General features: G+C 65.2%; 28 protein-coding genes. 15 read left to right on the forward strand and 13 right to left on the reverse strand.

All coding sequences use genetic code 11. From position 1 onward, the window contains the following. Positions 1-25: 25 nt before the first annotated feature. Positions 26-622 (forward strand): recombination mediator RecR, encoded by a 597-nt coding sequence (gene recR / locus F7P65_RS05800; protein ID WP_150290810.1) that lies wholly within the window; start codon positions 26-28, stop codon positions 620-622. A gap of 31 nt (positions 623-653) precedes the next feature. Next, positions 654-1,184, forward strand: coding sequence for a peptide deformylase (gene def / locus F7P65_RS05805; RefSeq protein WP_150290811.1), 531 nt, complete (start codon positions 654-656; stop codon positions 1,182-1,184). Between the two features lie 145 nt (positions 1,185-1,329). Here def and phoB read toward each other — a convergent pair whose 3' ends face one another. The 7 genes from phoB to F7P65_RS05840 all read right to left on the reverse strand — a co-directional run bounded on the left by phoB (position 1,330) and on the right by F7P65_RS05840 (position 8,672). Beyond that, positions 1,330-2,031: a phosphate regulon transcriptional regulator PhoB gene (gene phoB / locus F7P65_RS05810; protein ID WP_150290812.1), complete on the reverse strand. Its 702-nt coding sequence runs from the start codon at positions 2,029-2,031 to the stop codon at positions 1,330-1,332. A gap of 2 nt (positions 2,032-2,033) precedes the next feature. Further along, positions 2,034-2,726: a phosphate signaling complex protein PhoU gene (gene phoU / locus F7P65_RS05815; protein WP_150290813.1), complete on the reverse strand. Its 693-nt coding sequence runs from the start codon at positions 2,724-2,726 to the stop codon at positions 2,034-2,036. Positions 2,727-2,745: 19 nt separating this feature from the next. Next, positions 2,746-3,546 carry a phosphate ABC transporter ATP-binding protein PstB gene (gene pstB, locus F7P65_RS05820; RefSeq protein ID WP_205451944.1) on the reverse strand — a complete coding sequence of 267 codons (801 nt, stop codon included), beginning with the start codon at positions 3,544-3,546 and terminating at the stop codon, positions 2,746-2,748. Between the two features lie 5 nt (positions 3,547-3,551). After that, the gene (gene pstA / locus F7P65_RS05825; RefSeq protein WP_150290814.1) at positions 3,552-4,811 is read right to left on the reverse strand and encodes a phosphate ABC transporter permease PstA; all 1,260 of its coding nucleotides are present in this window, start codon (positions 4,809-4,811) and stop codon (positions 3,552-3,554) included. After that, positions 4,808-6,202 (reverse strand): phosphate ABC transporter permease subunit PstC, encoded by a 1,395-nt coding sequence (gene pstC / locus F7P65_RS05830; RefSeq protein ID WP_150290815.1) that lies wholly within the window; start codon positions 6,200-6,202, stop codon positions 4,808-4,810. Before pstC ends, pstA begins: the two co-directional genes overlap by 4 nt. Before the next feature lie 10 nt (positions 6,203-6,212). Continuing rightward, positions 6,213-7,268, reverse strand: coding sequence for a substrate-binding domain-containing protein (locus tag F7P65_RS05835; RefSeq protein ID WP_150290816.1), 1,056 nt, complete (start codon positions 7,266-7,268; stop codon positions 6,213-6,215). Positions 7,269-7,418: 150 nt separating this feature from the next. Next, positions 7,419-8,672 (reverse strand): ATP-binding protein, encoded by a 1,254-nt coding sequence (locus F7P65_RS05840; RefSeq protein WP_150290842.1) that lies wholly within the window; start codon positions 8,670-8,672, stop codon positions 7,419-7,421. 99 nt (positions 8,673-8,771) lie between these two features. On the opposite strand from F7P65_RS05840, the gene F7P65_RS05845 reads away from it, so the two are divergent. From F7P65_RS05845 to F7P65_RS05860, 4 genes are all read left to right on the forward strand, one after another. Continuing rightward, positions 8,772-9,197 (forward strand): hypothetical protein, encoded by a 426-nt coding sequence (locus tag F7P65_RS05845; RefSeq protein ID WP_150290817.1) that lies wholly within the window; start codon positions 8,772-8,774, stop codon positions 9,195-9,197. 62 nt (positions 9,198-9,259) lie between these two features. Next, positions 9,260-9,547: an HPr-rel-A system PqqD family peptide chaperone gene (locus F7P65_RS05850; RefSeq protein WP_240334215.1), complete on the forward strand. Its 288-nt coding sequence runs from the start codon at positions 9,260-9,262 to the stop codon at positions 9,545-9,547. Beyond that, the gene (locus F7P65_RS05855; RefSeq protein WP_150290818.1) at positions 9,544-10,407 is read left to right on the forward strand and encodes an HprK-related kinase A; all 864 of its coding nucleotides are present in this window, start codon (positions 9,544-9,546) and stop codon (positions 10,405-10,407) included. Before F7P65_RS05850 ends, F7P65_RS05855 begins: the two co-directional genes overlap by 4 nt. Then, a complete protein-coding gene (locus F7P65_RS05860) occupies positions 10,404-11,393 on the forward strand; it encodes a nucleotidyltransferase domain-containing protein (protein ID WP_150290819.1) in 990 nt (329 codons plus the stop codon). Before F7P65_RS05855 ends, F7P65_RS05860 begins: the two co-directional genes overlap by 4 nt. Positions 11,394-11,877: 484 nt before the next feature. Here F7P65_RS05860 and F7P65_RS05865 read toward each other — a convergent pair whose 3' ends face one another. The 3 genes from F7P65_RS05865 to F7P65_RS05875 form a co-directional block, all read right to left on the reverse strand. Further along, positions 11,878-13,263, reverse strand: a complete 1,386-nt coding sequence (locus F7P65_RS05865; RefSeq protein ID WP_150290820.1) for an amidohydrolase — start codon at positions 13,261-13,263, stop codon at positions 11,878-11,880. Between the two features lie 123 nt (positions 13,264-13,386). Next, positions 13,387-14,178, reverse strand: a complete 792-nt coding sequence (locus F7P65_RS05870; RefSeq protein WP_150290821.1) for a 3-hydroxybutyrate dehydrogenase — start codon at positions 14,176-14,178, stop codon at positions 13,387-13,389. Further along, positions 14,175-15,353 carry a patatin-like phospholipase family protein gene (locus F7P65_RS05875; RefSeq protein WP_150290822.1) on the reverse strand — a complete coding sequence of 393 codons (1,179 nt, stop codon included), beginning with the start codon at positions 15,351-15,353 and terminating at the stop codon, positions 14,175-14,177. Before F7P65_RS05875 ends, F7P65_RS05870 begins: the two co-directional genes overlap by 4 nt. A 159-nt stretch (positions 15,354-15,512) precedes the next feature. Here F7P65_RS05875 and ypfJ point away from each other — a divergent pair, with 159 nt between their 5' ends. After that, entirely contained in the window at positions 15,513-16,382 is an 870-nt protein-coding gene (ypfJ, locus tag F7P65_RS05880) for a KPN_02809 family neutral zinc metallopeptidase (RefSeq protein ID WP_150290844.1), read from the forward strand. Positions 16,383-16,385: 3 nt separating this feature from the next. On the opposite strand, the gene F7P65_RS05885 is transcribed toward ypfJ, so the two are convergent. Together F7P65_RS05885 and F7P65_RS05890 are read right to left on the reverse strand one after the other, a co-directional pair. Next, the gene (locus F7P65_RS05885) at positions 16,386-16,718 is read right to left on the reverse strand and encodes a hypothetical protein (RefSeq protein WP_150290823.1); all 333 of its coding nucleotides are present in this window, start codon (positions 16,716-16,718) and stop codon (positions 16,386-16,388) included. Between the two features lie 68 nt (positions 16,719-16,786). Then, a complete protein-coding gene (locus tag F7P65_RS05890) occupies positions 16,787-16,978 on the reverse strand; it encodes a hypothetical protein (RefSeq protein WP_150290824.1) in 192 nt (63 codons plus the stop codon). Positions 16,979-17,095: 117 nt separating this feature from the next. Here F7P65_RS05890 and F7P65_RS05895 point away from each other — a divergent pair, with 117 nt between their 5' ends. From F7P65_RS05895 to F7P65_RS05925, 7 genes are all read left to right on the forward strand, one after another. Next, the gene (locus F7P65_RS05895) at positions 17,096-19,750 is read left to right on the forward strand and encodes a bifunctional [glutamine synthetase] adenylyltransferase/[glutamine synthetase]-adenylyl-L-tyrosine phosphorylase (protein ID WP_150290845.1); all 2,655 of its coding nucleotides are present in this window, start codon (positions 17,096-17,098) and stop codon (positions 19,748-19,750) included. A gap of 2 nt (positions 19,751-19,752) precedes the next feature. After that, positions 19,753-20,214: a thioredoxin-dependent thiol peroxidase gene (gene bcp, locus F7P65_RS05900; protein WP_150290846.1), complete on the forward strand. Its 462-nt coding sequence runs from the start codon at positions 19,753-19,755 to the stop codon at positions 20,212-20,214. Beyond that, entirely contained in the window at positions 20,211-21,020 is an 810-nt protein-coding gene (locus tag F7P65_RS05905; RefSeq protein WP_240334217.1) for a ferritin-like domain-containing protein, read from the forward strand. The genes bcp and F7P65_RS05905 overlap by 4 nt, the downstream gene beginning before the upstream one ends. A gap of 108 nt (positions 21,021-21,128) precedes the next feature. Beyond that, positions 21,129-21,854 (forward strand): M23 family metallopeptidase, encoded by a 726-nt coding sequence (locus F7P65_RS05910; RefSeq protein ID WP_162854541.1) that lies wholly within the window; start codon positions 21,129-21,131, stop codon positions 21,852-21,854. Positions 21,855-21,934: 80 nt separating this feature from the next. Further along, positions 21,935-22,261, forward strand: a complete 327-nt coding sequence (erpA, locus tag F7P65_RS05915) for an iron-sulfur cluster insertion protein ErpA (protein ID WP_150290825.1) — start codon at positions 21,935-21,937, stop codon at positions 22,259-22,261. A 65-nt stretch (positions 22,262-22,326) separates the two neighbouring features. Further along, entirely contained in the window at positions 22,327-23,100 is a 774-nt protein-coding gene (gene xth, locus F7P65_RS05920) for an exodeoxyribonuclease III (protein ID WP_150290826.1), read from the forward strand. A 67-nt stretch (positions 23,101-23,167) separates the two neighbouring features. Further along, complete coding sequence (locus F7P65_RS05925) at positions 23,168-23,686, forward strand: DUF2239 family protein (RefSeq protein WP_150290827.1); 519 nt, start codon at positions 23,168-23,170, stop codon at positions 23,684-23,686. An 11-nt stretch (positions 23,687-23,697) separates the two neighbouring features. Here F7P65_RS05925 and F7P65_RS05930 read toward each other — a convergent pair whose 3' ends face one another. After that, complete coding sequence (locus F7P65_RS05930) at positions 23,698-24,579, reverse strand: metallophosphoesterase family protein (RefSeq protein ID WP_150290828.1); 882 nt, start codon at positions 24,577-24,579, stop codon at positions 23,698-23,700. 67 nt (positions 24,580-24,646) lie between these two features. On the opposite strand from F7P65_RS05930, the gene F7P65_RS05935 reads away from it, so the two are divergent. Next, positions 24,647-25,534, forward strand: a complete 888-nt coding sequence (locus F7P65_RS05935; RefSeq protein ID WP_150290829.1) for a diacylglycerol/lipid kinase family protein — start codon at positions 24,647-24,649, stop codon at positions 25,532-25,534. Positions 25,535-25,552 lie beyond the last annotated feature (18 nt).

Genomic DNA, 25,552 nt, shown 5'->3' on the forward strand with positions numbered 1-25,552 from the left:
ACTTGCAAGCCCTTATTCCGGTTCCATGGCTTCTCCCGAAATCGAAGCGCTGACGCAGGCGCTCTCCCGCCTGCCCGGCCTTGGCCCGCGTTCGGCGCGGCGCGCTGTGCTGCATCTGCTCAAGAAGCGCGAATCCGCGCTGGAGCCGCTGCTGCGCGCGCTCGATGCGGTGAACGATCGGCTGGTGACGTGCAGCCTATGCGGCAATGTCGATACCGTCGACCCCTGCGGCATCTGCGCCGACACGAGGCGCGATGCGCGCGCGCTCTGCGTGGTGGAGGATGTGGCGGATCTGTGGGCGCTGGACAAGTCGCGGCTGTTTCCGGGGCGCTTCCATGTGCTGGGCGGGCGGCTTTCGGCGCTGGAGGGTGTCCGGCCGGAGGATCTGAGTATCGACGCGCTGGTGGCGCGGGTTGAGGCTGGGGGTATCGATGAGGTTGTGCTGGCGATGAACGCCACGCTGGAGGGGCAGACGACCGCCCATTATCTGGCGGAGCGGCTGGAGCAATTTCCCGTCCGTCTGACCCAGCTTGCCCATGGCGTGCCGGTCGGCGGGGAGCTGGATTATCTGGACGAAGGCACGCTGGCACAGGCGCTGAGGGCGCGGCGCCCGGTCGCTTGAATTTTCCCGGCTATCCGATTATTTTAGGCGCATGGCCATTCTTCCCATTTTGGAGGCGCCCGATCCGCGCCTGCGTACCATTTCGTCTCCGGTTGAGGCGATCGATGATGATTTGCAGCGTCTGATCGATGACATGTTCGAGACGATGTACGATGCGCCCGGCATCGGCCTGGCGGCGATCCAGGTCGGCGTGCCCAAGCGCGTGCTGGTGATGGACCTCCAGGAACCGGAATCGGACGAGGAGGATGCGCCGCCGGTCAAGAAGCCGATGGTGTTCATCAATCCGGAGATTCTCGAAGATTCGGAAGATCTGTCGGTTTACAATGAGGGTTGCCTGTCGGTCCCCGACCAGTTCGCCGAAGTCGAACGGCCCGCATCCATCCGCGCAAGCTGGATGGACCGCGACGGCCGCATCCATGAGGAGCGACTGGAAGGGTTGCTCGCAACCTGCCTCCAGCACGAGATGGATCATTTGCAGGGCGTGCTGTTCATCGACCATCTGTCGCGCCTGAAGCGGGACATGCTGATGAAAAAACTGACCAAGGCGCGCAAGGCGGCTTGAGGTCCGGCGAGAGGTTGAGACAAAAGCGCCCCGGCCAGAAGGCCGGGGCGCTTTTGTTTGGCGGCAAGACCCTGCACAGAGCATCGTGCGAAAAGGTGGAATCCGGCTTTTCGCAAACAACGATGCGACACAGAATTAGTCGTCCTTACGCCACCCCATCCGTATCCAGCGCATAGCCTGCCGATCGAACGGTACGGATGATGTCGTGATAGCGTCCATCCGCATTGATGGCCTTGCGCAGGCGGCGGATATGCACGTCCACCGTGCGCAGTTCGATGTCGCTGTCCTGCCCCCACACGCTGTCGAGTAGACGCTCGCGCGAGAAGACCCAGCCCGGATGCTCCAGGAAATGTTTCAGCAGGCGGAATTCGGTCGGCCCCAGCGGGATCACCTGTCCGCCGCGACGGACCTTGTGGCCCACCGTATCCATCTCGACATCCGCGAAGGTCAGCGTTTCCCCCGCCAGCGCCGGGCGCACGCGCCGCAGCACCGCGCCGACGCGCGCCACCAGCTCGCGGGGCGAGAAAGGCTTGGTCACATAATCGTCCGCGCCGGTTTCCAGCCCCCGGACGCGATCCTCTTCCTCGCCGCGCGCGGTCAGCATGATGATCGGCACGTTCGCCGTGCCGTTCATGCGACGCAGGCGGCGGCAAACCTCGATCCCCGACAGGCTTTCCACCATCCAGTCGAGCAGCACGATGTCGGGCACATTTTCCTGCGCCATCAACAATGCCTCTTCGCCGTCGACGGTGTGGGAAACCTCGAAATCCTCCCGTTTGAAGTGCCAGATGAGGAGTTCGGCCAGCGCCGCGTCATCCTCCACCAGAAGCATTTTGGCGCGGGCCATGCTCAGTCCTCCTGGTTCTGGCCGCCGCGCTCGCGTTCGGGCGCCGTATTGCCGGTTGCGGCGTAATAGACCATTTCCGCCACGTTCGTGGCATGGTCGCCGATGCGCTCGATATTCTTGGCGATGAACAGCAGATGCGCGCATTCGCTGATCGTCTTGGGATTTTCGACCATGAAGGTGACGAGCGTGCGAAACACGCTGTTGTAGAAATCGTCCACCACCGTATCGCGCTCGATCACGGCCAGGGCCAGATCCGCATTGCGCGCGGCAAAGGCGTTCAACGCATCCTGCACCATCTCACCCGCGACCTGGCCCATGGAAGGGAGAAGCGCGATCGGCTCCTGCATGCGCTGATTGGCATTCATCAGCGGCACGCGCTTGGCGATGTTCTTCGCATAGTCGCCGATGCGTTCGACCACGCTGACGATCTTGAGCGCCGCGATCACGTCGCGCAGGTCGTTCGCCATCGGCGCGCGAAGGGCGATGACCTCGATCGCCAGCTTTTCGACTTCCGCCTCGATCGCGTCGATGCGCTTGTCATCGGCGACGACGTCCGCCGCCATCGCCCTGTCATGGCGTTGCAGCGCGAGCATCGCCTTTTCGATCGCCTCTTCCGCGCGACCGCCCATTTCGGCGATCAGACCGCGCAGCTTGTCCATTTCCTGGTCGAACGCCTTGATCGTATGTTCCGCCATATTCTTGTCTTTCCCCTGATCAGCCGTAGCGTCCGGTGATATAATCCTTGGTCCGTTCCTGCCGCGGATTGGTGAAGATGTCCGACGTCACGCCATATTCGACCAGCTCGCCCAGATGGAAGAAGGCGGTCCGCTGCGACACGCGGGCGGCCTGCTGCATATTGTGGGTGACGATCACGATGGCGTAGCGGCCGCGCAGTTCGTGGATCAGTTCCTCGATCTTGGCGGTCGCGATGGGGTCCAGCGCCGAGCAGGGTTCGTCCATCAGGATGACTTCGGGTTCCACCGCGATGGCCCGGCCGATGCAGAGGCGTTGCTGCTGCCCGCCCGACAGGGCCGTGCCGCTGTCATGCAGGCGATCCTTCACCTCGTCCCACAGGCCCGCGCGGCGCAGCGATTTCTCGACGATCACCTCCAGGTCCGCCTTGCCATGCGCCAGCCCGTGGATGCGCGGGCCGTAGGCGATATTTTCGTAGATCGACTTGGGGAAGGGATTGGGCTTCTGGAACACCATGCCGACGCGGGCGCGCAGTTGCACCACGTCCATGCTGGGGGCGTAGATGTCTTCGCCGTCCAGCGTGATCGTGCCTTCGACCCGCGCGCTCGCCACGGTGTCGTTCATGCGGTTCAGCGTCCGCAGGAAGGTCGACTTGCCGCAGCCCGACGGGCCGATGAAGGCAGTGACATTGTCCATGTCGACATCGATCGACACGCCCTTGATCGCCTGCTTCTCGCCGTAGAAGACCTTGACGTCGCGCGCGGTCATCTTGGTTTCGACGGTCGGGGTCATATTGTGCTGTTCATGGATCATGGCTGTCATCGCGGTTACCACCGCCTTTCGAACTTGTTGCGCAGGTAGATGGCGAGGCCGTTCATCGCGAGCAGGAAGACCAGCAGAACGATGATGGCGGCAGAGGTCTTTTCGACGAAGCCCTTGGAGACTTCGTCCGACCAGAGGAAGATCTGCACCGGCAGCACGGTTGCGGGGTCTGTGATCCCGCCCGGCGGCGTGGCGATGAAAGCACGCATGCCGATCATCAGCAGGGGCGCGGTTTCACCCAAAGCGCGGGCCATGCCGATGATGGTGCCGGTCAGGATGCCCGGCAGCGCCAGCGGCAGCACATGGTGGAACACCACCTGGACCGGCGAAGCGCCGACGCCGAGCGCCGCGTCGCGGATGCTGGGCGGCACCGACTTGATGGCGTTGCGGCCCGCGATGACGATGACCGGCATGGTCATCAGCGCCAGCGTCATGCCGCCGACCAGTGAGGCGGAACGGGGCAGGTGCAGGACATTGAGGAAGATGGACAGGCCCAGCAGGCCGAAGATGATCGAGGGCACGGCGGCCAGATTGTTGATCGACACTTCGATGACGTCGGTCATCCAGTTCTTGCGCGCATATTCCTCAAGGTAAACGGCGGTGGCGACCCCAACCGGGAAGCTCAGGGCCAACGTCACCAGCATGGTGAGCAGCGTGCCCTTGAACGCCCCCCAGATGCCGACCTGCGTGGGATCGGTGCCGTCGCTGAGCGTCAGGAAACCCCAATTGAAGCCGGTGGAGATCAGCCTGGCCTTGCTGAGCCGGTTCACGGCCGCTTCCGCGTCCGGGGAACCCTGGCTCTTGGCGGCGAGGTCGATGGCGGTCGAAGCAGGCAGCTTAATCGTCTCGATGCGGCCCAGAATCCTGGGATCGGCCTTGATCCTGTCGCGCAGCACGGTCCAGGCCGTGGGCGACACCCATTCCTCGGCATCCGCGCCAAGCGCCTTCTTCACGACCGCGCCCGTTACCATCGGCAGATTGGCATTGGCCAGCGCCTGATCGGTAATCGCATTGGGGTCGAGCAGCAGCGGGGAAGCAGGGAAATCCACCTGCACCGCGATCTCGGTCCGGGTAAAGCCGCGCAGGCCGTTGCCCAACATGCTGAACAGCAGGAAGGCGAGGAAGGCGGCGCTCAGGCCGACAGCCAACAGGCCGGCCAGCTTGAAGCGACGTTCGGCGGCATAGCGCCGGGCGATCCGCTTGCGCATCGCGTCCGACTTCCAGTCGGTGGGAAGCCTTTTAGGGACTGTGGGTGTCGCGCTCATTCGTAAGCCTCGCGATATTTCTTCACGACCCGCAGGGCCACGATGTTGAGCAGCAGGGTGACGATGAACAGCACCAGACCCAGGGCAAAGGCCGCCAGCGTCTTGGCGCTGTCGAATTCCTGGTCGCCGGTCAGCAACTGGACGATCTGCGTCGTCACCGTCGTCACGCTGGCAAAGGGGTTGAGGGTGAGGTTGGCCGCCAGACCCGCCGCCATCACCACGATCATCGTTTCGCCGATGGCGCGGCTGACCGCCAGCAACACGCCGCCGACCACGCCGGGCAGGGCGGCGGGGATCAGCACGCGGCTGATCGTCTCGCTGGTGGTGGCGCCCATGGCCAGGCTGCCGTCGCGCATCGACTGCGGCACGGCGGCGATGCTGTCGTCGGCCATGGAGGAGACGAAGGGAATGATCATCACGCCCATCACCAGACCGGCTGCCAGCGCGCTTTCGGAGGAGGCTCCGTGGATGCCGATCTTCACCGCGAAGTCCCGCAGCGCAGGGGCGATGGTGAGCGCGGCAAAATAGCCGTAAACAACAGTCGGCACGCCCGCCAGCATTTCCAGCGTGGGCTTCATCCACTTGCGGACGGTCGGGCTGGCATATTGGGTCAGGTAGATGGCGCTCATCAGGCCCAGGGGAATGGCGACGATCATGGCGATGATCGCGCCGATGAAGATCGTGCCCCAGAATAGCGGCACCGCACCGAAGGCATCATCATTGCCATAGCCGAGCGCGGCCGACTGCGGACTCCATTTGATGCCGAACAGGAAGTCGATGGGGCTGACCATGGAGAAGAAGCGGAAGCTTTCCCACAGCAGTGAGGCGACGATGCCCAGCGTGGTGATGATCGCCAGCAGGGAGGCGATCAGCAATGTCGCCATCACCAGCCGTTCGACCCGCGTGCGCGTCCGGAAATCGGGGCGGACGCGGGTGAAGGCATAGGCGCCACCCGCAAAGGCCAGCACGATCGCGAGCGTCGCGCCCGCCATGCCATATTTGCCGATGGCGTCCTTATAGGGTTCGACCAGGCCCTGCGAGAGCGGGTTGAACGCCCCCGCCTGCGCCCCGACCGCGATCGCCCGCGCTTCGCCCAAAATGGCGGAGCGCGAGAAATCGTCGGCGGGCAGGCTCTGCGCTGCCGGGCTGCTCAGCACTGATTCCGTGACGAGGCCAGGGGCGACATTCGCCCAGACCGCCAGGAAGATACCGGCAGGCACCAGCGTCCAGAGCGCGACATACCAGCCATGATAGCCCGGCAGGCTATGCACGGCATCGCGGCGGCCCGACGCCCGCGCGGCGGTTTGCAACCGCATCGCACGGGCGCGGGCGCTGACCCAGGCGATGGCGCCCAGACCTGCCAGCAGCAGGAGAATTGCAGGACCGGTCATATTCCCTGTCTTACTTGAGCTGCGAACCGTCGAGCACGGTCAGCGACTTGACCGCTTCGGCGCTCGCCTTGCGCACGGCTTCGGGCGCCGCGACCATGCCGCGCTTGGCCAGCGCGCCATCGGGCCCCCAATTGGCCGCGAAGGCGTTGAGATAAGCCTGAAGACCGGGGATCGCGGTCATGTGCGCCTTCTTCACATAGATGTAGAGCGGGCGCGCGCCGGGATAGGTGCCGGTCGACACGGTTTCATAGGTCGCCTCGACGCCGTTGATGGACACGTCCTTCAGCATGTCCTTGTTTTCCTCCAGATAGCTGAAGCCGAACACGCCCAGTGCGTTGGGGTTGGCGGCCAACTTCTGGACGATCAGATTGTCGTTCTCGCCCGAATCCACATATTTGCCGTCCTCGCGAACGCGGGTGCAGGTGGCCTTGAACTCGTCCTCGCTCTTCTTCTTGAGTTCGCCCATCGCCGGGTCGGTTTCGCAGCCCTTGGTCAGGATCAGCTCAGCCAGCGAGTCGCGCGTACCGCTGGTCGACGGTGGGCCGAAGACGGAGATGGCGGTGGCGGGCAGGCTGGGGTCGACATCCTTCCAGGTCTGCGCCTTGTTCGGACCCTTGCCATAGGGATTGGCGGCCAGGGCCTCATAGACGATCTTCGGGGTCAGCTTGAAGCCGGGGCCCTTGTTCGATTCGGCGAAGGCGAGGCCGTCGACGCCGATCTGGATCTCGATGATGTCCTTGACGCCATTCTTCTGGCAATCCTCATATTCCGACTTCTTCATGCGGCGCGATGCGTCCGCGATGTCGGGGTGCTGGGCGCCGACGCCCGCGCAGAACAGCTTCATGCCGCCGCCCGTGCCGGTCGATTCGACGATCGGCGACTTCATGCCGGGATTGCCCTGAACGAACATCTCCGCAATCGCCGTGGCGAAGGGGTAGACGGTGGAGGAGCCGACCGCGCGAATCTGGTCGCGGGTCCCGCCAGCCGCGCCGCCGGATTGCTGGCCGCAGCCGGCAAGAGTGAGTGCGGCCGCAGTCGTCGCAGCAAGCAGAGCGATATGCTTCACGGAATGTCTCCTTCGTCAAAAGGCCGCGATTCGCCGTCGCTGCCCCCTCTGAGCACGCGCCGTAACCTCGGTACATCGCGCCTTTGTGACAATTGAATTGCACTTTTATGACAATGCGGCCGGAGGCGCGAGCCACCCCCTCTTTTTTATTCAGGCCCTTGCCGCGACGGCCTTTTCCTCCACCGCCATCCGGGGCAGCAGAATGGAGATCGTCGTCCCCTTGCCCAGCACGCTGGCGATGTCGAGCCGGCCACGATGCCGTTCCACGATATGCTTGACGATGGCGAGGCCAAGCCCCGTGCCGCCGACCGCCCGGCTGCGACCCGAATCGACGCGATAGAAGCGCTCGGTCAGACGCGGGAGGTGATCCGGGCCGATGCCCTCGCCCTCATCCGCGACGCCCAGCCGCACCATGCCGTTGGGACCGTCCATCAGCGTCACGCGGATCGGCGTGCCGGCGCGGCCATATTTGACCGAATTGCCGATCAGATTGTGCAGCAGTTGCGACAATTGCGCCCGGTCGCCCTGCACGCTGGGCAGGTCAGCCGCGATGCCCATCTCCACCTCGCGCCCCCGCTCGCCATGGCTGGAACGGAACACGCCGACCACCTCGGCCACCAGCCCCGACAGGTCGACGGCGCAGTCGGGCACGCGATATTTCTCCGCCTCGATGCGGGAGAGCGAGATCAGGTCGTCGATCAGCCGCTGCATCCGCCGCGCCTCCCCGTCCATGATCGACAGGAAGCGTTGGCGCGTTTCCACGTCGCGGCCCAGATCGGGGTCGGCCAGCGTCTCGATGAAACCCAATATCCCGGCCAGCGGCGTGCGCAGTTCGTGGCTGGCATTGGCGACGAAATCGACGCGCATCTTCTCGGCGGCATGGGCGCCGCTATGGTCGGCCAGATGCACCAGTCGCCGGACCTGCTCCGGCTCCCCTACCGGTGCGATGCGCATTTGCCAGCGCTGGTCGCGGGTGCCCAGACCCACCAGTTCGATCACCACCGGCTCGGCCATGGGCGCCAGGCTGGCGAGCCGTTCGGCGGCCGCCGGATGGCGAATGGCGATGCGGGCATCCTCCCCCTCTATATGCGCGCCCAACAGGCGTTTCGCCGCGCGGTTGGCGGACAGGATCCGGCCTCGTTCGATCAGCATCAGCGGATCGGAAATGCCCTCCAGCAATCCGCGCGCATCGGGATGGGCGACGATGTCGGGCATGTCCATGACCGCTGATTTCGGCTTTTCGGCGCGACCATCGCCCCCCGCCGCGATGATCAGGATCACCAGCCCCGCCAGCACCGGCAGGATGATCTGAAGCGGCTTCGCGCCGATCATCAGCGCGCCGCCGGTTGCCAGCAACAGGACGGCGAGCGAAGCGGTGATCTGGGATGTCGAGAGGCGATTCATGGTTACCATGGTTGGAAATTGGGCGCATTTGCTGCAAAGCCTGTCGCAATAGCGTGCAATTTTTACATTTTGGCAAGCGCGATAGCGGATCAGGATGACATGAGCGAGCCATTGCCACCCGAGAAGAATGCCGGATCGCCTGATGCCGGGCTGGATCAGGCCGTTGCTTCGCGCCGCCAGTTGCTGATGGGCGGGGCGGTGGCGGCATCGGCCATCGTGTCGATTCGCCCGGCGCTGGCCAACACCGCAGCCTCGGTGCTCAACTGCACGATTCCGGTGCCGGATCAGAGCCGGGGCGGCAACTATATCGCGCCCAATGGCCAGGTCGTGCCGGCAGGCACGCAGGGGGCCTTTCCGGGCGCCGGACAGGGTTTTACCGGGGAACAGGTGAAGCAGGCGCTGCGCGGTGGGCGGCTGCCGGGGACCGGCTATGACCAGAATCAGGCCTATCTGAACTATATCCGCCGCCTCCAGTCGGGGACGAGCGGCTTTACCTGCTACGCATCGCTGCAAATGCCGCGTTAGGCACTTGGCTACTCCTTTGCCCTAAGGGTGGCGGGGACACTCCCGTCCCTGGAGGCCCTTTCGTGACCGTGCATCGCCGTTATTGTCAGGACAGCCCCGACGCCATCGCGTCCTGCGCGCTCGACGATATGGTGCTGCTCTATCATCGGTCGTCGGGGCAAACCCATATGGTCATCAGCCCGGTGCCGGAGATTCTGGCGACGCTGGACGATGGCGCGGCATGGACGGCGGGTGAGGTGCTGGGCCAGTTGGCGCGGCTCTACGATCTGGGCGCGGCGGAAGAGGCGCTGCCGCAGGTCGAGGCGCATCTGGTGGAACTGACCGCGCTGGGACTGGTGCGCATCGCGTGAATCATGGGCTGTCCCTGAAGATCGGTCCCGCGACCTTCCGCATCGGATCGGCCTGGCGGCAGCCGGTCGAGGCGCTGGCGCGGCTCTATGCCGATTATCCCGCGCCTGCGGACGGGATTGCCGATTTCACCGTCCGGCTGGAACCGGCCGGCCCGTTCCGGCGCTGGCTCCGCCCGTCCATCTTCATCACCGGCGATCATGGGTTGGCCGATGCCGCGCCGATGAGCCTGGCTCATGGCCTGCTCGCGGCGGAAATGGGGATGAACCTGCAAATGGCGCTGGGCTGGCGGCGGCATCTGCTGCTGCACGCCTCCAGCGTGGAGAAGGGCGGGCGGGCGCTGGTGATGACCGGCGAATCCGGCTCCGGCAAGTCTACCCTCGCCGCGCAACTGGGGGAACGGGGCTGGCGGCTGATGGGCGATGAGTTCGCGCTGCTCGATCTGGAAACGGGGGCGATCTTTCCCTTTCCGCGCCTTGTTTCGCTCAAGAACCGCGCCATCGACGTGCTGGCGGCGGAGGCTCCGGCGGGGCGCATGGGACCGCTGCTCGCGGGGACGGCGAAGGGGGATATTCGCCACCTCCTTCCCCGCAGCGATGCGGTCGAGCGGATGAACGAAGGGGCGTTGCCCGCGCTGCTGCTGTTCCCGCGCTTCGGGCATGAGAGCGACGTGCGCCCGGTGGGGCAGGGCGAGATGTTCATGCGGCTGACCCAGGCATCGACCAATTATGTCGCCTTGGGCGAGCCGGGCTTCGCGGCGCTGACCCGTTTCGTCAAGACCGTGCCGGCCCGCGCCATCGACTTTCCCTCTGGCGAGGAAGCCATCGCTTTGGTCGATCGGCTGTGGGCGGAATGGGCATGACCGCGCTGCTGCTGGTGCGGGCGCTGCGCGATCCCGATTGCGTCGCGGCGCTGGATGCGCGGGGCTGGAACAGCCTGATCGCGATGGCACGGGCGGAGCGGCTGATCGGCACGCTGGCCCTGCGGATCGGGGAGCGGCCTGTGCCCGGGGCGGTGCGGGCGATCCTGACGGATGCGCGGGCCGATGCCGAACGGGAGGCGCGGCAGGCGCTCTGGGAGGCGGATCGCGCGGCGGAGGCGCTGGCCGGGCTGGGCCTGCCGGTCGTGCTGCTCAAGGGCACGGCCTATGCGGCGGCGGGGCTGAGCGCGGGGCAAGGACGCTTCATTGGCGATCTCGATATATTGGTTCCCCGCGCGGCGCTGACGGAGGTCGAGCACGCCCTGATCCGCGCCGGATGGGAATGGGTGAAGGATGACCCCTATGACGACGCCTATTATCGGCAATGGATGCATGAACTGCCGCCGATGATCCATGCCGGCCGGGATCGGATGATCGATGTGCACCATACCGTCCTGCCGCTAACGGCGCGGCAGACGCCGGACGCGGCCGCGATGATCGCCGATGCGCTGCCCATTACCAATGAGTTATATATGCTCTGCCCGGAAGACCGGGTCTGCCACGCGGCGGCGCATCTGCTGGCCGATGGCGATCTGGCGGGCGGGCTGCGCAATCTCTGGGACATATATTGCCTGCTCGACGGGATCGATCCAGCCGCGTTGTCCGTGCGGGCGGAACGGCATGGCCTGGGGCGGCATGTGCGGCAGGCGCAGCGGCTGGCGGCGGCGCTCTATGGCGAGGGCGCGCGGCTGACGCTCTGGGACCGGATCGTCGCGGCGCGGCTGCTGGCGCGGGACGGGTGGGGACGGGAAAGGCGCAAGCTGCTGGGCTTCGCCTTTTACGTGCGCTCCCACTGGCTGCGGATGCCGCCGGCGATGCTGGCGCGCCACCTGATGACCAAATGGCGCAAGGGGCATCGGCCCGTTTGATCCATCTGACTGGAAGCGACCAGAAGTGGACCTTCAGCATGAGCGCTTCACTTCCTAATTGCCGCCGTTCCTGAAGAGTGCTGCTAAGCTTTTTGACCATCGCCTCTACGCTCGGCACTCTTGGGCAGATATTTTTTCCTCATGGAATAGGCGAGTGACGACCAAAGCTTTAGGGATGTGGCTTGCTGTTTCAGCGTTGGCGTTTGTCGCCTGCTGTTTCGTGATGCTTCAATTTGGTCCTTCTATGGACACGCCCGTATTGGTTTATCCGTTTATGGCCGTCTCGGGAGTGAGCGCACTCGCTTGGCCCCTATTTCTTGTTTGGTTGCTGCGTAGGTCCATTCGGGCTGCTTTTCTCAAGCCACGTCCATAACAGACTGTCGCAAACCCACCCCTTTTTCGTCATCCCAGCCTGCGCTGGGGCGACAATGGGGGCGTTGACGTGACGGAGGGGCGGGCGTCTGCGAACCACCCATTCCAAACCTCAATCCCGCTTCAATATGCTCATCGCCAGCACGGTCATCGCCTCGCTGGCGGTGGCGATCAGCCTGTCGGCCTCCGGCGCCCAGAACGGGCTGTGCAGGGAGGGAAGGGTGATTTCGCCCGCAGCCGCCTTTGCCATCTGGCCTGCCGGGACGCCGCCCACCCAGAAGATGAAGCTGTTGATGCTCTTGTCGGCGCGGTAATAGCGGCCGAAATCCTCGCCCGCCATGGACGGCTTCGTTTCGCTGACCGTGCCTGCGGGGAAATGCGCCTTCAGCACATCCGCCATCTGGTTAGCAAAGGCGGGGGGGTTATAGGTGGAGGGGGTGAATTCGTCCTTCACCGTGACCACCGGCATTTTGTCCTCCGGAACGCCCGCCGCGATAGCTTCCCCCCGGGCGATGCGTTCGATGCCGTGGATCAGCTTTTCGCGGGTCCGGTCGGAATAGCTGCGCACGGTCAGCAGCATCTTCGCCTCGTCGGGGATGATATTATGTTTGGTGCCGCCCGTGAAACTGCCCACCGTGACCACGACGGGGTCGAACGGGTCCTGTTCGCGGCTGACCAGCGTTTGCAGCGACGTCACGATCCGCGCGCCGAGCACGATGGGATCGCGGGTCGTCTGCGGATAGGCGCCATGGCCGCCCGCGCCCCGCACCAGCAGGTCGACGCTGTCGACATTGGCCAGCACGAAGCCGGGTGTATAACCGATCTTGCCCGCCTCCAGATCGGCGGAGTCGTGGAAGGCGATGGCATGGGTCGGACGCGGGAAGCGGGTATAAAGCCCATCCTCCAGCATCAGCCGGGCGCCGCGCCCCACTTCCTCGGCGGGCTGGAGGATCATGACCAAAGTGCCCTTCCACTGGTCTTTCATGGAGGACAGGAGCCGCGCCGTCTCGATAAAGGCGGTCATGTGCGTGTCATGGCCGCAGGCGTGCATCACGCCTGTTTCGGTGCCGTCGGCGGTCTTGGTCTTGACCCTGGAGGCGAATTCCAGCCCCGTCTGCTCGGTGACGGGCAGGGCGTCCATGTCGGCGCGGATCAGCAGCACCGGGCCGGAGCCGTTCTTCAGCACCGCGACGACGCCTGTGCCGCCGACCTTTTCGGTGACGTCGAACTTCATCGCCTTCAGGCGGCGCGCGAGCTTGGCGGCGGTGGCGGTTTCCTGCTCCGACAATTCGGGATTGGCGTGCAGGTCGCGATAGAGCGTCGTCAGCCCGTCCATGTCCTTCGCGATGGTCGTCGCGATCGCACTGGGGGCTGGGGCATTGGACTGCGGGACGGCGGCGACGGGGGAGGGCGCCTGGGTTTGTGCCCTGGCGATCGAGGCCGGGGCAATTGCGGTAAGGCTGGCGGCGGCCATAATGGCCGTCAATGCAGGACGCATCACTATGTCTCCCTGGATATGCCGCGAAGCATAGGGGAGATTTGCCGGGGTTTTAAGGGTGATTTTGCGGCAGTTGCGAACAATCCCTTCCCTCCGCAGGTCCGAAGGGAAGGGATTGCGAGATTATTGCGCGGTCCAGCCGCCGTCGATGCTCATATTGGCGCCGGTGATGTTCGCGGCGGCGTCGCTGCACAGATAGAGCGCCATGGACGCGACCTGCTCCACGGTGACGAACTGCTTGGTCGGCTGCCCGGCGAGCAGCACGTCGTTCATCACCTGCTCGCGGGTCATGTTGCGCGCCTTCATCGTGTCGGGAATCTGGTTTTCCACCAGCGGGGTCCAGACATAGCCGGGTGAAATGCAATTGGCGGTCACGCCGAAGGTCGCCAGTTCCAGCGCCAGCGTCTTGGTGAAGCCCGCCAGCCCGTGCTTTGCCGTCACATAGGCGCTCTTGAAGGGCGACGCGGTGAGTGAATGCGCCGACGCCGTCTGGATGATCCGCCCCCACTTCTTCTCCTTCATATAAGGAATGGCGAGGCGCGAGGTGTGGAAGGCGCTGTTGAGGTTGAGCGCGATGATGAGGTTCCATTTGTCGACCGGGAATTCCTCCACCGGCGCGACATGCTGCGTGCCCGCATTGTTGATAAGGATGTCGACGCCGCCGAAGGCGCCGGCCGCTTCCTTCATCATCGCCTCGATCTGGTCGACCTTGGTGAGGTCATGGCCGCTGTAGAGCGCCTTCGCCCCGCTCAGGCCCTCCAGCCCGACGCGCTCCTTCTCGATGGCGTCCGCATCGCCGAAGCCGTTGATGACGACATTGGCGCCTTCCCCGGCCAATGCCTTGGCATAGGCGAGGCCGATGCCGGAGGTCGATCCGGTGATGAGTGCGGTCTTGCCTTGCAACGATTTGCTCATGCCTGCTTCTCCTTGAGATGGTCGGGTGCGTCGAGGTCGAAGGTGGAGCTTTTCCCGTTGACGATGTTGCGGGCAATGAGGTCGCCCTTGTGCATCACTTCCTCCACCGCGTCGCGGCCCTGCGACCAGTGATCGAGCATGGTGGAGCGGGAAAATTCGAAATCGCGCGCGCCGCTTTCCCAGGCGCGGCTGCGATAGATCAGGTGGACGATGTTGACCGAGCCTACGTCCAGAAACTGGCGCAGCCGCTTGGCGTCGGCATCGTCCTGCAATTCGGGGGGCAGCTTGTCGAGCAGGGCGCGGATCGCCTTATGCTCCTTGCGCAGCCGCAGATACTGGTCGGTCACCTGCCGGGTGCGGCTGGAATATTGAATATCCTTGGTGCGGGAATAGACGTCCGTCATCTGCCGGGGCATCGGCCCTTCGGCGGGGAACAGGTCGACCTGAAACACCAGCATGTCGTCGGTCTGATGGTCCAGGACATGGGCGAGCGGCGTGTTGGACACGATGCCGCCGTCCCAATACCAGCGCCCGTCAATCTCGACCGGGGGCAGGCCGGGGGGGAGGGCGCCCGACGCCATGATGTGCCGGGCGTCGATCCGGGTGTTGCCGCCGTGGCCGCGCGTATCCCAATAGGCGAAGTTGCCGGTTTCCACGTCCACCGCGCCGACCGACAGCCGTACCGGGCCATCGTTCAGCAGATCCCAGTCGACGCAGGCGTCCAGAGTATCCTTCAGCGGCGCGCTGTCGTAGAAGCTGATTGCGCCCGGCGTGCCTTCGGGCATCAGCGGCGCGGGCCACAGCCGCGGGCGGAACATGCCCGGCACGCCGAAGGTCGCGACCGTGCCCGCCGCCATCAGATGCGCGGCCTCCCGGATATGGTCGATTTCGGGCAAAACGATATTGGGCATCCCGCCCGACACGGTGAGCCAGAATTTCTTGAGACGGCTGAGCCGCTTATGCGGCGGGTTGCCGGCGATGATGGCGGCGTTGACCGCGCCGATGGAAATGCCCGCGACCCAGCTGACGTCGATTCCCAGCTCATCGAGTCGCTGATAGACGCCCGCCTGGAATGAGCCGAGCGCGCCGCCGCCCTGCAGCAAAAGGGCGACTTCGCGGGGCAGGGGGAGCGGCGTATGGGCGCGGTGGCGCAGCGGTGGTTCGGTATCGGCCATGTCGCAGTGCAATATAGAGGTCTCTATCGCCATTCCAACTGCCATCCTTTCCTTGCCCTGTCTCGTTACAATATGGTCACGGGCGCAACCGGTACGCACGGCGACCGTTTCCACCGGCAGCCGAATGGATTAGGCAGGGCGTGGAAAGAGAGGGACGAGATGCGGCTGGACGACGAACAGGAAAGCTCCAATTTCGAGGTTCAGGACGGTCGCGGCGGCGGTTTCGGCGGCGGCATGGGCGGCGGCCTTGGGATGTTGCTGCCGCTGATCGGCAGCCGCTTCGGATGTGGCGGGATTGTCGTGGTGCTGATCGTCCTGGCGGTGATGGGCGTCAATCCGCTCAGCCTGATGAGTGGCGGCGGCGGCCAGATGCCGCAGGGCGGAGAAGTGAGTCGCGACGCGTCCAAGCTGAGCGACATCCAGCATTGGTCGCTGAAGGTGCTGGGATCGACCGAACGGGTCTGGGGGCAGGTTTTCCAGCAGGCGGGCGAGCAATATCAGCCGACCGTCCTGTCCTTCTACTCGCAGAGCGGGACATCGGGGTGCGGCGCGGCGCAGAGCGCCATGGGGCCCTTCTACTGTCCCAATGACAAGAAGGTCTATCTCGACACCGATTTCTTCAACGAACTCACCCAGCGGTTCGGCGCGCCGGGCGATTTCGCCCAGGCCTATGTGATCGCGCACGAGGTGGGCCATCATGTGCAGGATCTGGAGGGCACGCTGGGCCAGGTGAACAAGCAGCAGCGCACGGTGGGCGAGGAACAGGGCAATGCGTTGCAGGTGCGGGTGGAGTTGCAGGCGGACTGCTATGCGGGCGTCTGGGCCAAGCGCACGGGGCTGATGGAACCGGGCGATCTGGAAGAAGGGATGAAGGCGGCGCAGGCGATTGGCGACGATACGCTGCAAAAGGCGGCGGGGCGACGGCCCGTGCCCGAAAGCTTCACCCATGGCACCAGCGAGCAGCGCATGAGCTGGTTGCGCAAGGGGCTGGACAGCGGCGACCCGGCCCAGTGCGACACGTTCAGCTGACGGTTATTGCGGAATCTCGTTCGATGCGGGGGACGGCATCTCGACCGGCGGGGTGGTGGCGGGCAGGCCGGTGCCGGGTGACAGGGAGGGCTTGCCCGCATCCGACATGGGCTGGCCGAAGGACGCCGAATCGCTGGGCGGCGCCCCGACTGGCGCGTCTGCGACAGGCGCGGGCGCGACCGCAGCGGGGACAGCCGCGGGCACGGGCGGCGGCGTGACGGGCATGGCGGGGCCAATCGCGGCCGGCTGGTTCGTCTGCGGCACGAAGCTCTGCACGGCGAGGACGATGATCGGGGCTGCGATCAGCGTCAGGACGGCGAAGGATTTATAGATCATGGCGGCACGTTCCGGTCAAAGTCGCGCCATCCTAAAAGGCTGCGGTAAATAAAATGCTGCTTTTCAGGTCAGTGCCGCTCAAGTTTAGCCAGCAATTCCAGCATATCGTCGGGCACGCTTTCCCGCCCGGCGCGGAAGGTGGAGCGCAACGCATTGCCGATGCCTTCATAGGGCTGCGGTACGCCGATCGTCAGGACGCGGCGGATCGCGCCTTCCTGGATCTTCGCCGACCGGCCAAGAGGTTTGCGTTGCATTTCCATAGCTCAGATAACTGTCCAAACGCGCAAAAGTTTCTGGCGTTCGTCGCAAGCGCACGCAATATCAGCGCCATTGTGGGAGATTGACGGGTGACGGACGGTAAGGCGGCTGCGGCGAGGATGCGGGCGCATTCGCCATTTCTGGCGCGGCAAATGGATCGTTTCCCCGATGTGGCCGGGCTGCTGGAAAGCGGGGATTTCGAAGGCGCATGGGCCGCCGCGCAGCAGGTGGCGGGGCCCGAAGACGGCATTGCACGGTCCTTGCGGCGCAGGCGCGGCGCGGTGGCGCTGGTGACGGCGGCGGCCGATCTGGCCGGTGCATGGGATGTCGACCGGACCACGCGCACCCTGTCCGATTTTGCCGACCGGGCACTGGAAGAGGCGCTGGCCGCTGCCATGGCGGAGCGCTATCCCGATGCGGAAAACCGGGGTTTCGTCGTGCTGGCGCTGGGCAAACATGGTAGCCGGGAACTCAACTACTCGTCCGATATCGATCCGATCCTGCTCTACGATCCCAAGACCCTGCCCCATGGCGAGCGGGAGGATTCCGCCGATGCGGCGGTCAGGATCGGGCGGCGGGTCAGCGAATTGCTGAACGCCCGCGACGGCGACGGCTATGTGTTCCGCGTCGACCTGCGCCTGCGTCCCTCGCCCGAAGCGACGCCGATTGCGCTGCCGGTGGAGGCGGCGATCGGCTATTATGAGTCGACCGCGCTCGGCTGGGAGCAGGCGGCGTTCATCCGGGCGCGTCCGGCGGCGGGCGATATGGCGCTGGGCGATTATTTCATGCAGGCGATCCGGCCCTTCGTCTGGCGGCGCAGTCTGGATTTCGGCGCTATCGACGCGATCACCGACATTTCCCGGCGCATCCGCGACCATTATTCGCAGGGCCAGGCCTTCGGGCCGGGATATGATCTGAAGCGCGGGCGCGGCGGCATCAGAGAGGTCGAATTTTTCGCGCAGGTCCACCAGCTGATCCATGGCGGACGCGATCCATCGCTGCGTTCGGGCAATACGCGGGAAGCGCTGCGCGCGCTCGCGGCGGCGGGCGTGTTCGAACCGGAGGTCGCGGCAAAGCTGGACGAGGCCTATGTCCTCTTCCGCACCGTCGAGCATCGCCTGCAAATGGTGGAGGACCGCCAGACCCACGAACTGCCCAAGACGGCAGACGCGATGGACAATGTCGCGCGGCTGCACGGGCTGGAGGACGGCGTGGCGCTGCTCGACCTGCTGCGCCCGCATGTGCAGTGGGTGGGCAGCAATTACGACCGGCTGACCCCGGCGGCGAAGCAGGAATCGCTGTCGCATGACGAGGACCGGTTGAAGGAACAATTGGCCGGGCTGGGCTTTGCCGATGCGGAAACGCCGGTCGCGCGGATCACGCGCTGGCGCTCCGGCTCGATCCGGGCGCTGCGCAGCGGGGCATCGCGCGAGGCGCTGGAGGAATTATTGCCGGGGCTGATGCGCACGCTCGCCGTCGCGCCCGATCCGACGCGGGCGCTCAACCGGCTGGACGATCTGATCGGGCGGCTTCCGAGCGCGATCAACTTCTTCAAGCTGCTGGCGGCGCGGCCGGGGCTGGCGGAACTGCTGGCGGAAGTGCTGAGTCATGCGCCGACGCTGGCCGATGCTTTGGGGCGGCGGGCGGAATTGCTCGATGGATTGATCGACACGTCCGCCTTCGATCCGCCGCCCGCCGTCGCGGCGCTGGCGGACCAGTTCGCCCGGCTGGAGGAAGGCGAGGACTATCAGGCCCTGCTGGACCGGGTGCGGCAGCGCGTGAATGACCGTCGCTTTGCTTTGGGCGCGCAGATCATTCGCGGCGGCGACCCGCTGGAGGCCGGACGAGGCTATTCGCGCGTGGCCGAAGCAGCCATCGAGGCGCTGAGCGTCGCCACCGTGGCCGAATTCGAGCGCGCCCATGGCAAGGTGCCGGGCGGCGAGATGGTGATCCTGGCGCTGGGCAGGCTGGGGGGCGGGGTGCTCACCCATGCCTCCGACCTCGATCTCGTCTATCTGTTCACCGGCAGTTTCGAGACGGAATCCGATGGCCCCAAGCCGTTGGGCGCGACGCAATATTTCAATCGCCTTGGCCAGCGGATCACCAATGCGCTGTCCGTGTCGACCGCGGCGGGACCGCTTTACGAGGTGGATACCCGTCTGCGGCCCTCGGGCGCGCAAGGCTTGCTGGCGGTCAGCCTCGACAGTTTTGCCCGCTATCAGCGGGAGGAGGCGTGGACCTGGGAGCATCTGGCCTTGACCCGCGCCCGGCCGGTGTTCGGGTCGGATGCGGCGCGGAGGGCGCTGAACGCGATCCTGACCGAAACGCTGGAACGGCCGCGCGATTTCGATGAACTGGCCCGTCATGCCGTGAAGATGCGCGGCGACATTTCCAAGCACAAGCCACCGGCGGGCGACCTCGACGTCAAGCTGGTTCCGGGCGGGCTGGTCGATCTGGAATTCCTGATCCACATCACCCAGTTCCGCCATAATATGGCTTTCGACCCCGATCTGCGCGCGGCGCTGGAGCAGCTGGTCGCGGCGGGGCATCTGCCGGCTGACCTGATCGCGGCGCATGACCTTATCACCCGGTTTCTGGTCGTTTCCCGGCTCGTCTCACCCAAGTCGACCGAGCCGCCGGAGGCCACCCGCCCCCTCGTGGCGCGGGCCTGCGGCGTCGAAAGCTGGGACGCGCTGCTTGAAAGCTACGCGCAGGCCCGGCAAAGGGTGCGCGCGGCCTGGGATGCGCTGGCTGCATCTTTTACGGAGGAATGACGATGCTGGATGTCGGCGATGCCGTACCCGATGTGGGGCTGAAGGATGCGGACGGCGCGGATTTCACGCTGGCCCGCTATCGGGGTCAGCCGCTGGTCGTTTATTTCTATCCCAAGGCGGACACGCCCGGCTGCACCAATGAGGCGAAGGATTTCACGGCCCTGTCCGCCGATTTCGCGGCGCTGGGCATTCCCGTGGTCGGCATTTCCAAGGACAAGCCCGCCAAGCTCAGGAAATTCGCCGATAAATATGGCCTGACCGTCACGCTGGCATCGGACGAGCCGGGCGATATGTGCGAGGCATTCGGCACCTGGGTCGAAAAGTCGCTCTATGGCCGCAAATATATGGGGATCGAGCGGGCGACCTTCCTGATCGGCGCCGACGGCAGGATCCTGCGCGTCTGGCCCAAGGTGAAGGTCAAGGGCCACGCCGCCGAGGTGCTGGAGGCCGGACAAGCGCTTTGAGCCTGGCTGTGCCGACAGATGGCGTGGGCGCGGCCTGCGCCCACGTGTTGCTGACGCCCGATCCGGTGGCCAAGCTGATGGCCGCGCGGGCGGTCGCGCGGGGCTGGCGGCTGGGGCGGCTGGCGCATCGGTTCGACGCGGCGATGCCGGATCGGCCCGCCCGGCCGGAGAGGCCGGAGCTTCTGCCGCCCAATCAGATGCCCAAGCGCGGCAAGATCGGCTCGGACCGGGCGCGGATCGCGATGTTGCACGCGCTTGCCCATATCGAATTCGTCGCGATTGACCTGGCCTTCGATCTGATCGGGCGCTTCGGCGCGGAGTTTCCCCCGGCATTCACCGATGAATGGATGCGCGTCGGCGCCGATGAGGCGATGCATTTTGCGCTGCTCGACCGGCGGTTGCGGCAATTGGGCAGCCATTATGGCGCGCTGCCCGCCCATGACGGACTGTGGGAGGCGGCGCGGGAAACGGCGCATGACGCGCTGGCGCGCCTCGCCATCGTGCCGATGGTGTTGGAGGCGCGGGCGCTGGACATCACCCCCGCCACCGTCGAGCGCTTCGAAAGTGCGGGGGACGGAACGTCCGCGCGCATGTTGCGCAGGATCATGACAGACGAAATCCGGCACGTCGCGGCCGGGACGACATGGTTCGGCCATGCGGCGAAGCGACTGGGGCTGAACCCCGCAAATCATTACCAAATCCTTGTGAAACGCCACTTTCGGGGAGCGTTAAAGCCTCCGTTCAACGACTCGGCGCGTCGACAAGCCGGTTTAACGCGGGAATTTTACAGTCCGCTTGCACAATAGGCCGCGTCATGTCCTTTTGATGACAGCGGGTGGCGGCATCTGCCGCTTTTTTGGTAAATGTGGGGATAGCCGAGAGGCATAAGCCTCCGGTCAATAGTCGGGGTCGGCATGTTGGTTCTTCAGTCTCAAAATGCGCGCGCGGCGCGATGGTTCCGTTCCGCTCTGAAAATTGCCGGCGCTGTCGGCGTGGCGGGCGCGCTCTGCGCCGCACTTCCCGCCCAGGCGAAGAGCGACGATGACGATCCCTATGGGGATGCGTCGGAAATCAACACCAGCGCGCTCGGCCCGGCCGATGTCGGCTTTTCCAACCTCTTTTCCAGCCTTCAGCGGCTCGACGGCCAGAGCAAGGCCAGCAACAACATCCCTTCGGGACGTCCGGTCGCCAAGCTGTCGCTGACCTCCAATTTCGGCGTCCGCTCCGACCCCTTCAACGGCGGCGCCCGGATGCACAAGGGCATCGACATTCCCGGCCCGATGGGCACCCCGATCTACGCGACCGCCGACGGCATCGTCAGCCGCGCCGGTTGGGCCAGCGGCTATGGCAACCTTGTCCAGATTTCGCACGGTGGCGGCATGGAAACGCGCTACGGCCATATGTCGAAGCTGCTGATTTCGCCTAATGCCTATGTCCATCGCGGCCAGCTTATTGGCCTGATGGGTTCGACCGGTCGCTCCACCGGCAGCCATCTGCACTATGAAGTGCGCGTCGATGGCCAGGCGATCAACCCGATCCCCTTCGTCGCCGGTCCCGACTATCTGGTGGCGATGAACACCAAGCCGCCGGTCGCCATGGGCGGCCCGACCAAGGCCCAGGAAAAGGCGGCGGACGAATAAATCCCTCATTTTCCTGTCTTTCCAAAGGTCCGGCGATGCGAGAGCTTGCCGGGCCTTTTGCGTGACCCTATCTAGGCGCCATGGCTGAAATCGATCTGACCCCCTCTGCCGCTGCCCGTGTCGCGGCCATCGCCGCCAAGCAGGGCAAGCCCGCCATATTGCGCCTCGCGGTTGAGGGTGGCGGCTGTTCGGGCTTCCAATATCGTTTCGGCCTCGCGGAAGCGGTGGAAGCCGATGACATCACGGTCGAACGGGACGGTGTGACGCTGGTGGTGGATGACGTCAGCCTCGATCTGGTGCGCGGATCGGCGGTCGACTTCGTGTCCGATCTGGGCGGCAAGGCGTTCAAGGTGACGAACCCCAACGCCACGGCCGGTTGCGGCTGCGGGACCAGCTTCTCGATTTAAATCCATCCCGCCCTTGTCGAAGGGCCGCTCACCTCTTTAGGGATGCGCGCAAGGAGATTTCGTCCATGCGCATCGCGACCTTCAACATCAACGGGATCAAGGCGCGGCTGCCCCGCCTGCTCGAGTGGCTGGACGAAACCCGGCCGGACATCGCCTGCCTTCAGGAAATCAAGACGTCCGACGACACCTTCCCCCTGAAGGATATTGAAAGCGTCGGCTATGGCGCGATCTGGCATGGGCAGAAGGGGTTCAACGGCGTCGCTATATTGGCGCGCGGGGAAACGCCGGTGGAGGTCCGCCGCGGTCTGGAGGGCGAGCCGGAGGACGAACATAGCCGCTATCTGGAAGCGGATGTGAAGGGGTTGCGGGTCGCCAGCATCTATTTGCCCAACGGCAATCCGCAGCCGGGGCCGAAATTCGACTATAAGCTGCGCTGGATGAAGCGACTGCGGGACCGTGCCGCCGAAATCTGGGCAGAGGAAGTCCCCGCCATCCTCGCCGGCGACTATAATGTCATTCCGCGCGACAAGGATGTCTATTCGGTGAAGGCCATGGCCGACGATGCGCTGATGCAGCCGGAAAGCCGCGCGGCCTATCGGCGCCTGCTTGGCGATGGTTGGACCGATGCCATCCTCTCGCGCCATCCGGCGGGCGGGGTGTGGACCTATTGGGATTATCAGATGAACGCCTGGCCGCGCGATGCGGGCTTTCGCATCGATCATCTGCTGCTCAGTCCCGCCGCGGCGGACCGGCTGATCGACGCGCAGGTGGACAAGGAGTTTCGCGGGCGGGAAAAGGCCAGCGACCATGCGCCGACGTGGGTGGAGCTGACCGAATAATTTTACCCGGGCGATATTGACTCAATAATATCCGGGTAATAATAGTCCTGCCGAAGGAGATTGCGGCATGACCCGGACTTTGACGGCCTTTGCAGGCGACCTGTGGATCGCGACGGGCGATGAGGAAGAGGTGCGCGCCGCCCTCCATGCCATGGGAGAAGAGGCGCAGAATCTGCTGCTGTTCGACGACGAGAGCGGGCGGCAGGTGGATATCGATCTGCGTGGGCCCGCGCCGGAGCCGAGCCGGGGACGCGGGCGGCCGAAACTGGGGGTGCAGGCGCGGGAAGTGACCCTGCTGCCCCGCCATTGGGACTGGCTGGCAACGCAGCCGGGCGGCGCTTCGGTGACGCTGCGGCGGCTGGTCGAGGCTGCGCGCAGGGCGGCCCGGGAAAAGCCCTCGCCGCGTGCGGCGATGGACGCCGCCTATCATTTCCTGACCGTGATGGCAGGGGATCGGCCGGGTTATGAGGAGGCGATGCGGGCGCTCTATGCCAGGGACAAGGCGGGTTTCGAGCGCGCGTCGGCGGATTGGCCGAGGGCGGTTCGCGATCATGGCGCGGCGTTGGCGGGCGCGGCGTTCGATTAGGGAAGGGCAATTCAGGCCCGCGCCTTTGCCGCCACCCGCATGCCGGGCTGAGCCAAGGGATCGGCGATCTCCTGTCCGATCCACTCCCCGTCCGACTGGGAATAGGCGACATGATGCCCCCGCTGGAAGCTCGCCCCGTCCCAGACGACGACCTGCAATTCGACGGCGTCATGACGATGGACATGCAGCCAGTTGAAGCTCTGCGGCTCGGCATTGCGCAGCCGTGTGGAGGTGGCCGTGCCCGCCTGAATGACAAGAGCGCCGCCGGCATGGGCGACCATCTTCTGCGCGGCCTCCGCATAGGTGCGATGGAAATGACCGGCGAGCGCGATATGAATGCCCGCCTGCGCCGCTGCCCGCACCGCGTCCTCATGCCGCCCGACCGCCTCGCTCAACTCGTTGCCCCGTCCGATCGGCATGGCGAAGAGCGGGTGGTGGGTGACGAGGATGCGCGTCTTTCCCGGCGCCACCGATGCGAACCGGTCGCGCAGCAGCCGCATCTGATCATGATTGATGCGCCCGTCCTTGATCGTCAGCGACCGCGCCGTGTTGAGACCGAGTATCGCGACCTCTCCATTCTCGAAAAAGGGGCAGAGGTCGTTGCTGATATACCGCCGGTAGCGCCGCAACGGTGCACCGAACCGTTGGACGAGATTATAGAGCGGCACGTCATGATTGCCCGGAATGACCAGCAGTTTCAGTCCCGCGGCGCGCAGCCGGTTGAGCCACACGGCGGCCTGCCGGAACTGGTCGCGCTTCGCCCGTTGGGTGAAGTCGCCGCTGACGACGACCAGGTCGGGCCGGTGCTGTTGCAGCCAGGCTTCGGCGGCGTCCACGATTTTGGGATCATGCGCGCCGAAATGAATGTCGGACAGATGGGCGATGCGGGCCATGGCGGATGAACGAGCGCGGGCGTGAATTGGTTTCGGACCTCTCTGCTGGCTCAGGAGTTGTTAAGGCATGGAAACAAAATCCCTGCCGCGGGAGGCGGCGCTGATCGTCAATGTGCATTCCCGCCGGGGGGAGGCGCTGTTCAAGGAGGCGAAAACCCTGCTGGAGCAGGCGGGCCTGCGCCTGATCGCGGCCCATGCGGTGAAGGAGCCGGATCGGTTGCAGGCCATGGTGCGGCAGGCGGTCGCGCAAGGCGCGCCGATGGTGATCGTGGGCGGCGGCGACGGGTCGATGTCCGGCACGGTGGACGAGTTGGTCGGCAAGGATTGCGTGTTCGGCGTGCTGCCGCTGGGGACCGCGAACAGCTTTGCGCGGACTCTGGGCATTCCGCTCGACCTGGAGGGCGCGGTGGCGGTCATTGCCGGTGGCCAGCGGCGGCGCATCGACCTTGGCATGATCGAGCATGATTATTTCGTGAATGCGGCATCGCTCGGCCTTTCTCCGATGATCGGGGAAACGGTGCCGCACAAGCTCAAACGCTATCTCGGGCGGATCGGCTATCTGCTCTGGGCGGTGAAATGCTCGGTCGGCTTTCGCGCTTTCCGGCTGGTGCTGGACGATGGCGGCGGCGCGCGGCGGATGTGGTCGACGGAGGTGCGCATCCTCAACGGCCCCTATCATGGCGGGGTGGAATTGTCCGACCAGGCCGATGTCGATACCGGGGAGATCGTGATTCAGGCGGTGGTCGGGCGCAGCCACGCACGGCTCGCCTGGGACTGGTATGCGAAATTCTTCAAGCTGCGCGACAGGGACGCGCATACGGAGGAATTTCGCGGGAAGTCCTTCCGGGTGGAAACGGTGCCGCCGCAGCGCATCTCCATCGATGGGGAGGTGCTGGCGACAACGCCCGCGACGGTGAAGATCGCGGCGGGCGCCGTGGACGTGGCGGTGCCGTAATTCATCCGCCGCGGCTTG

It is taken from the genome of Sphingobium estronivorans (genome assembly GCF_008692605.1).
GTDB lineage: Bacteria > Pseudomonadota > Alphaproteobacteria > Sphingomonadales > Sphingomonadaceae > Sphingobium > Sphingobium estronivorans.

What these genes read in the sequence shown, in the direction of transcription:
- pstA (WP_150290814.1), bottom strand. Translation starts at nt 4,811, where the DNA reads ATGAGCGCGACACCCACAGTCCCTAAAAGGCTTCCCACCGACTGGAAG.
- phoB (WP_150290812.1), bottom strand. Translation starts at nt 2,031, where the DNA reads ATGGCCCGCGCCAAAATGCTTCTGGTGGAGGATGACGCGGCGCTGGCC.
- F7P65_RS05875 (WP_150290822.1), bottom strand. Translation starts at nt 15,353, where the DNA reads ATGGCCGATACCGAACCACCGCTGCGCCACCGCGCCCATACGCCGCTC.
- F7P65_RS05840 (WP_150290842.1), bottom strand. Translation starts at nt 8,672, where the DNA reads ATGAATCGCCTCTCGACATCCCAGATCACCGCTTCGCTCGCCGTCCTG.
- F7P65_RS05860 (WP_150290819.1), top strand. Translation starts at nt 10,404, where the DNA reads ATGACCGCGCTGCTGCTGGTGCGGGCGCTGCGCGATCCCGATTGCGTC.
- F7P65_RS05845 (WP_150290817.1), top strand. Translation starts at nt 8,772, where the DNA reads ATGAGCGAGCCATTGCCACCCGAGAAGAATGCCGGATCGCCTGATGCC.
- F7P65_RS05925 (WP_150290827.1), top strand. Translation starts at nt 23,168, where the DNA reads ATGACCCGGACTTTGACGGCCTTTGCAGGCGACCTGTGGATCGCGACG.
- F7P65_RS05895 (WP_150290845.1), top strand. Translation starts at nt 17,096, where the DNA reads ATGCGGGCGCATTCGCCATTTCTGGCGCGGCAAATGGATCGTTTCCCC.
- F7P65_RS05935 (WP_150290829.1), top strand. Translation starts at nt 24,647, where the DNA reads ATGGAAACAAAATCCCTGCCGCGGGAGGCGGCGCTGATCGTCAATGTG.
- F7P65_RS05910 (WP_162854541.1), top strand. Translation starts at nt 21,129, where the DNA reads ATGTTGGTTCTTCAGTCTCAAAATGCGCGCGCGGCGCGATGGTTCCGT.
- phoU (WP_150290813.1), bottom strand. Translation starts at nt 2,726, where the DNA reads ATGGCGGAACATACGATCAAGGCGTTCGACCAGGAAATGGACAAGCTG.
- F7P65_RS05865 (WP_150290820.1), bottom strand. Translation starts at nt 13,263, where the DNA reads ATGCGTCCTGCATTGACGGCCATTATGGCCGCCGCCAGCCTTACCGCA.
- F7P65_RS05870 (WP_150290821.1), bottom strand. Translation starts at nt 14,178, where the DNA reads ATGAGCAAATCGTTGCAAGGCAAGACCGCACTCATCACCGGATCGACC.
- xth (WP_150290826.1), top strand. Translation starts at nt 22,327, where the DNA reads ATGCGCATCGCGACCTTCAACATCAACGGGATCAAGGCGCGGCTGCCC.
- recR (WP_150290810.1), top strand. Translation starts at nt 26, where the DNA reads ATGGCTTCTCCCGAAATCGAAGCGCTGACGCAGGCGCTCTCCCGCCTG.
- pstB (WP_205451944.1), bottom strand. Translation starts at nt 3,546, where the DNA reads ATGACAGCCATGATCCATGAACAGCACAATATGACCCCGACCGTCGAA.
- def (WP_150290811.1), top strand. Translation starts at nt 654, where the DNA reads ATGGCCATTCTTCCCATTTTGGAGGCGCCCGATCCGCGCCTGCGTACC.
- pstC (WP_150290815.1), bottom strand. Translation starts at nt 6,202, where the DNA reads ATGACCGGTCCTGCAATTCTCCTGCTGCTGGCAGGTCTGGGCGCCATC.
- erpA (WP_150290825.1), top strand. Translation starts at nt 21,935, where the DNA reads ATGGCTGAAATCGATCTGACCCCCTCTGCCGCTGCCCGTGTCGCGGCC.
- F7P65_RS05930 (WP_150290828.1), bottom strand. Translation starts at nt 24,579, where the DNA reads ATGGCCCGCATCGCCCATCTGTCCGACATTCATTTCGGCGCGCATGAT.
- F7P65_RS05885 (WP_150290823.1), bottom strand. Translation starts at nt 16,718, where the DNA reads ATGATCTATAAATCCTTCGCCGTCCTGACGCTGATCGCAGCCCCGATC.
- bcp (WP_150290846.1), top strand. Translation starts at nt 19,753, where the DNA reads ATGCTGGATGTCGGCGATGCCGTACCCGATGTGGGGCTGAAGGATGCG.
- F7P65_RS05890 (WP_150290824.1), bottom strand. Translation starts at nt 16,978, where the DNA reads ATGGAAATGCAACGCAAACCTCTTGGCCGGTCGGCGAAGATCCAGGAA.
- ypfJ (WP_150290844.1), top strand. Translation starts at nt 15,513, where the DNA reads ATGCGGCTGGACGACGAACAGGAAAGCTCCAATTTCGAGGTTCAGGAC.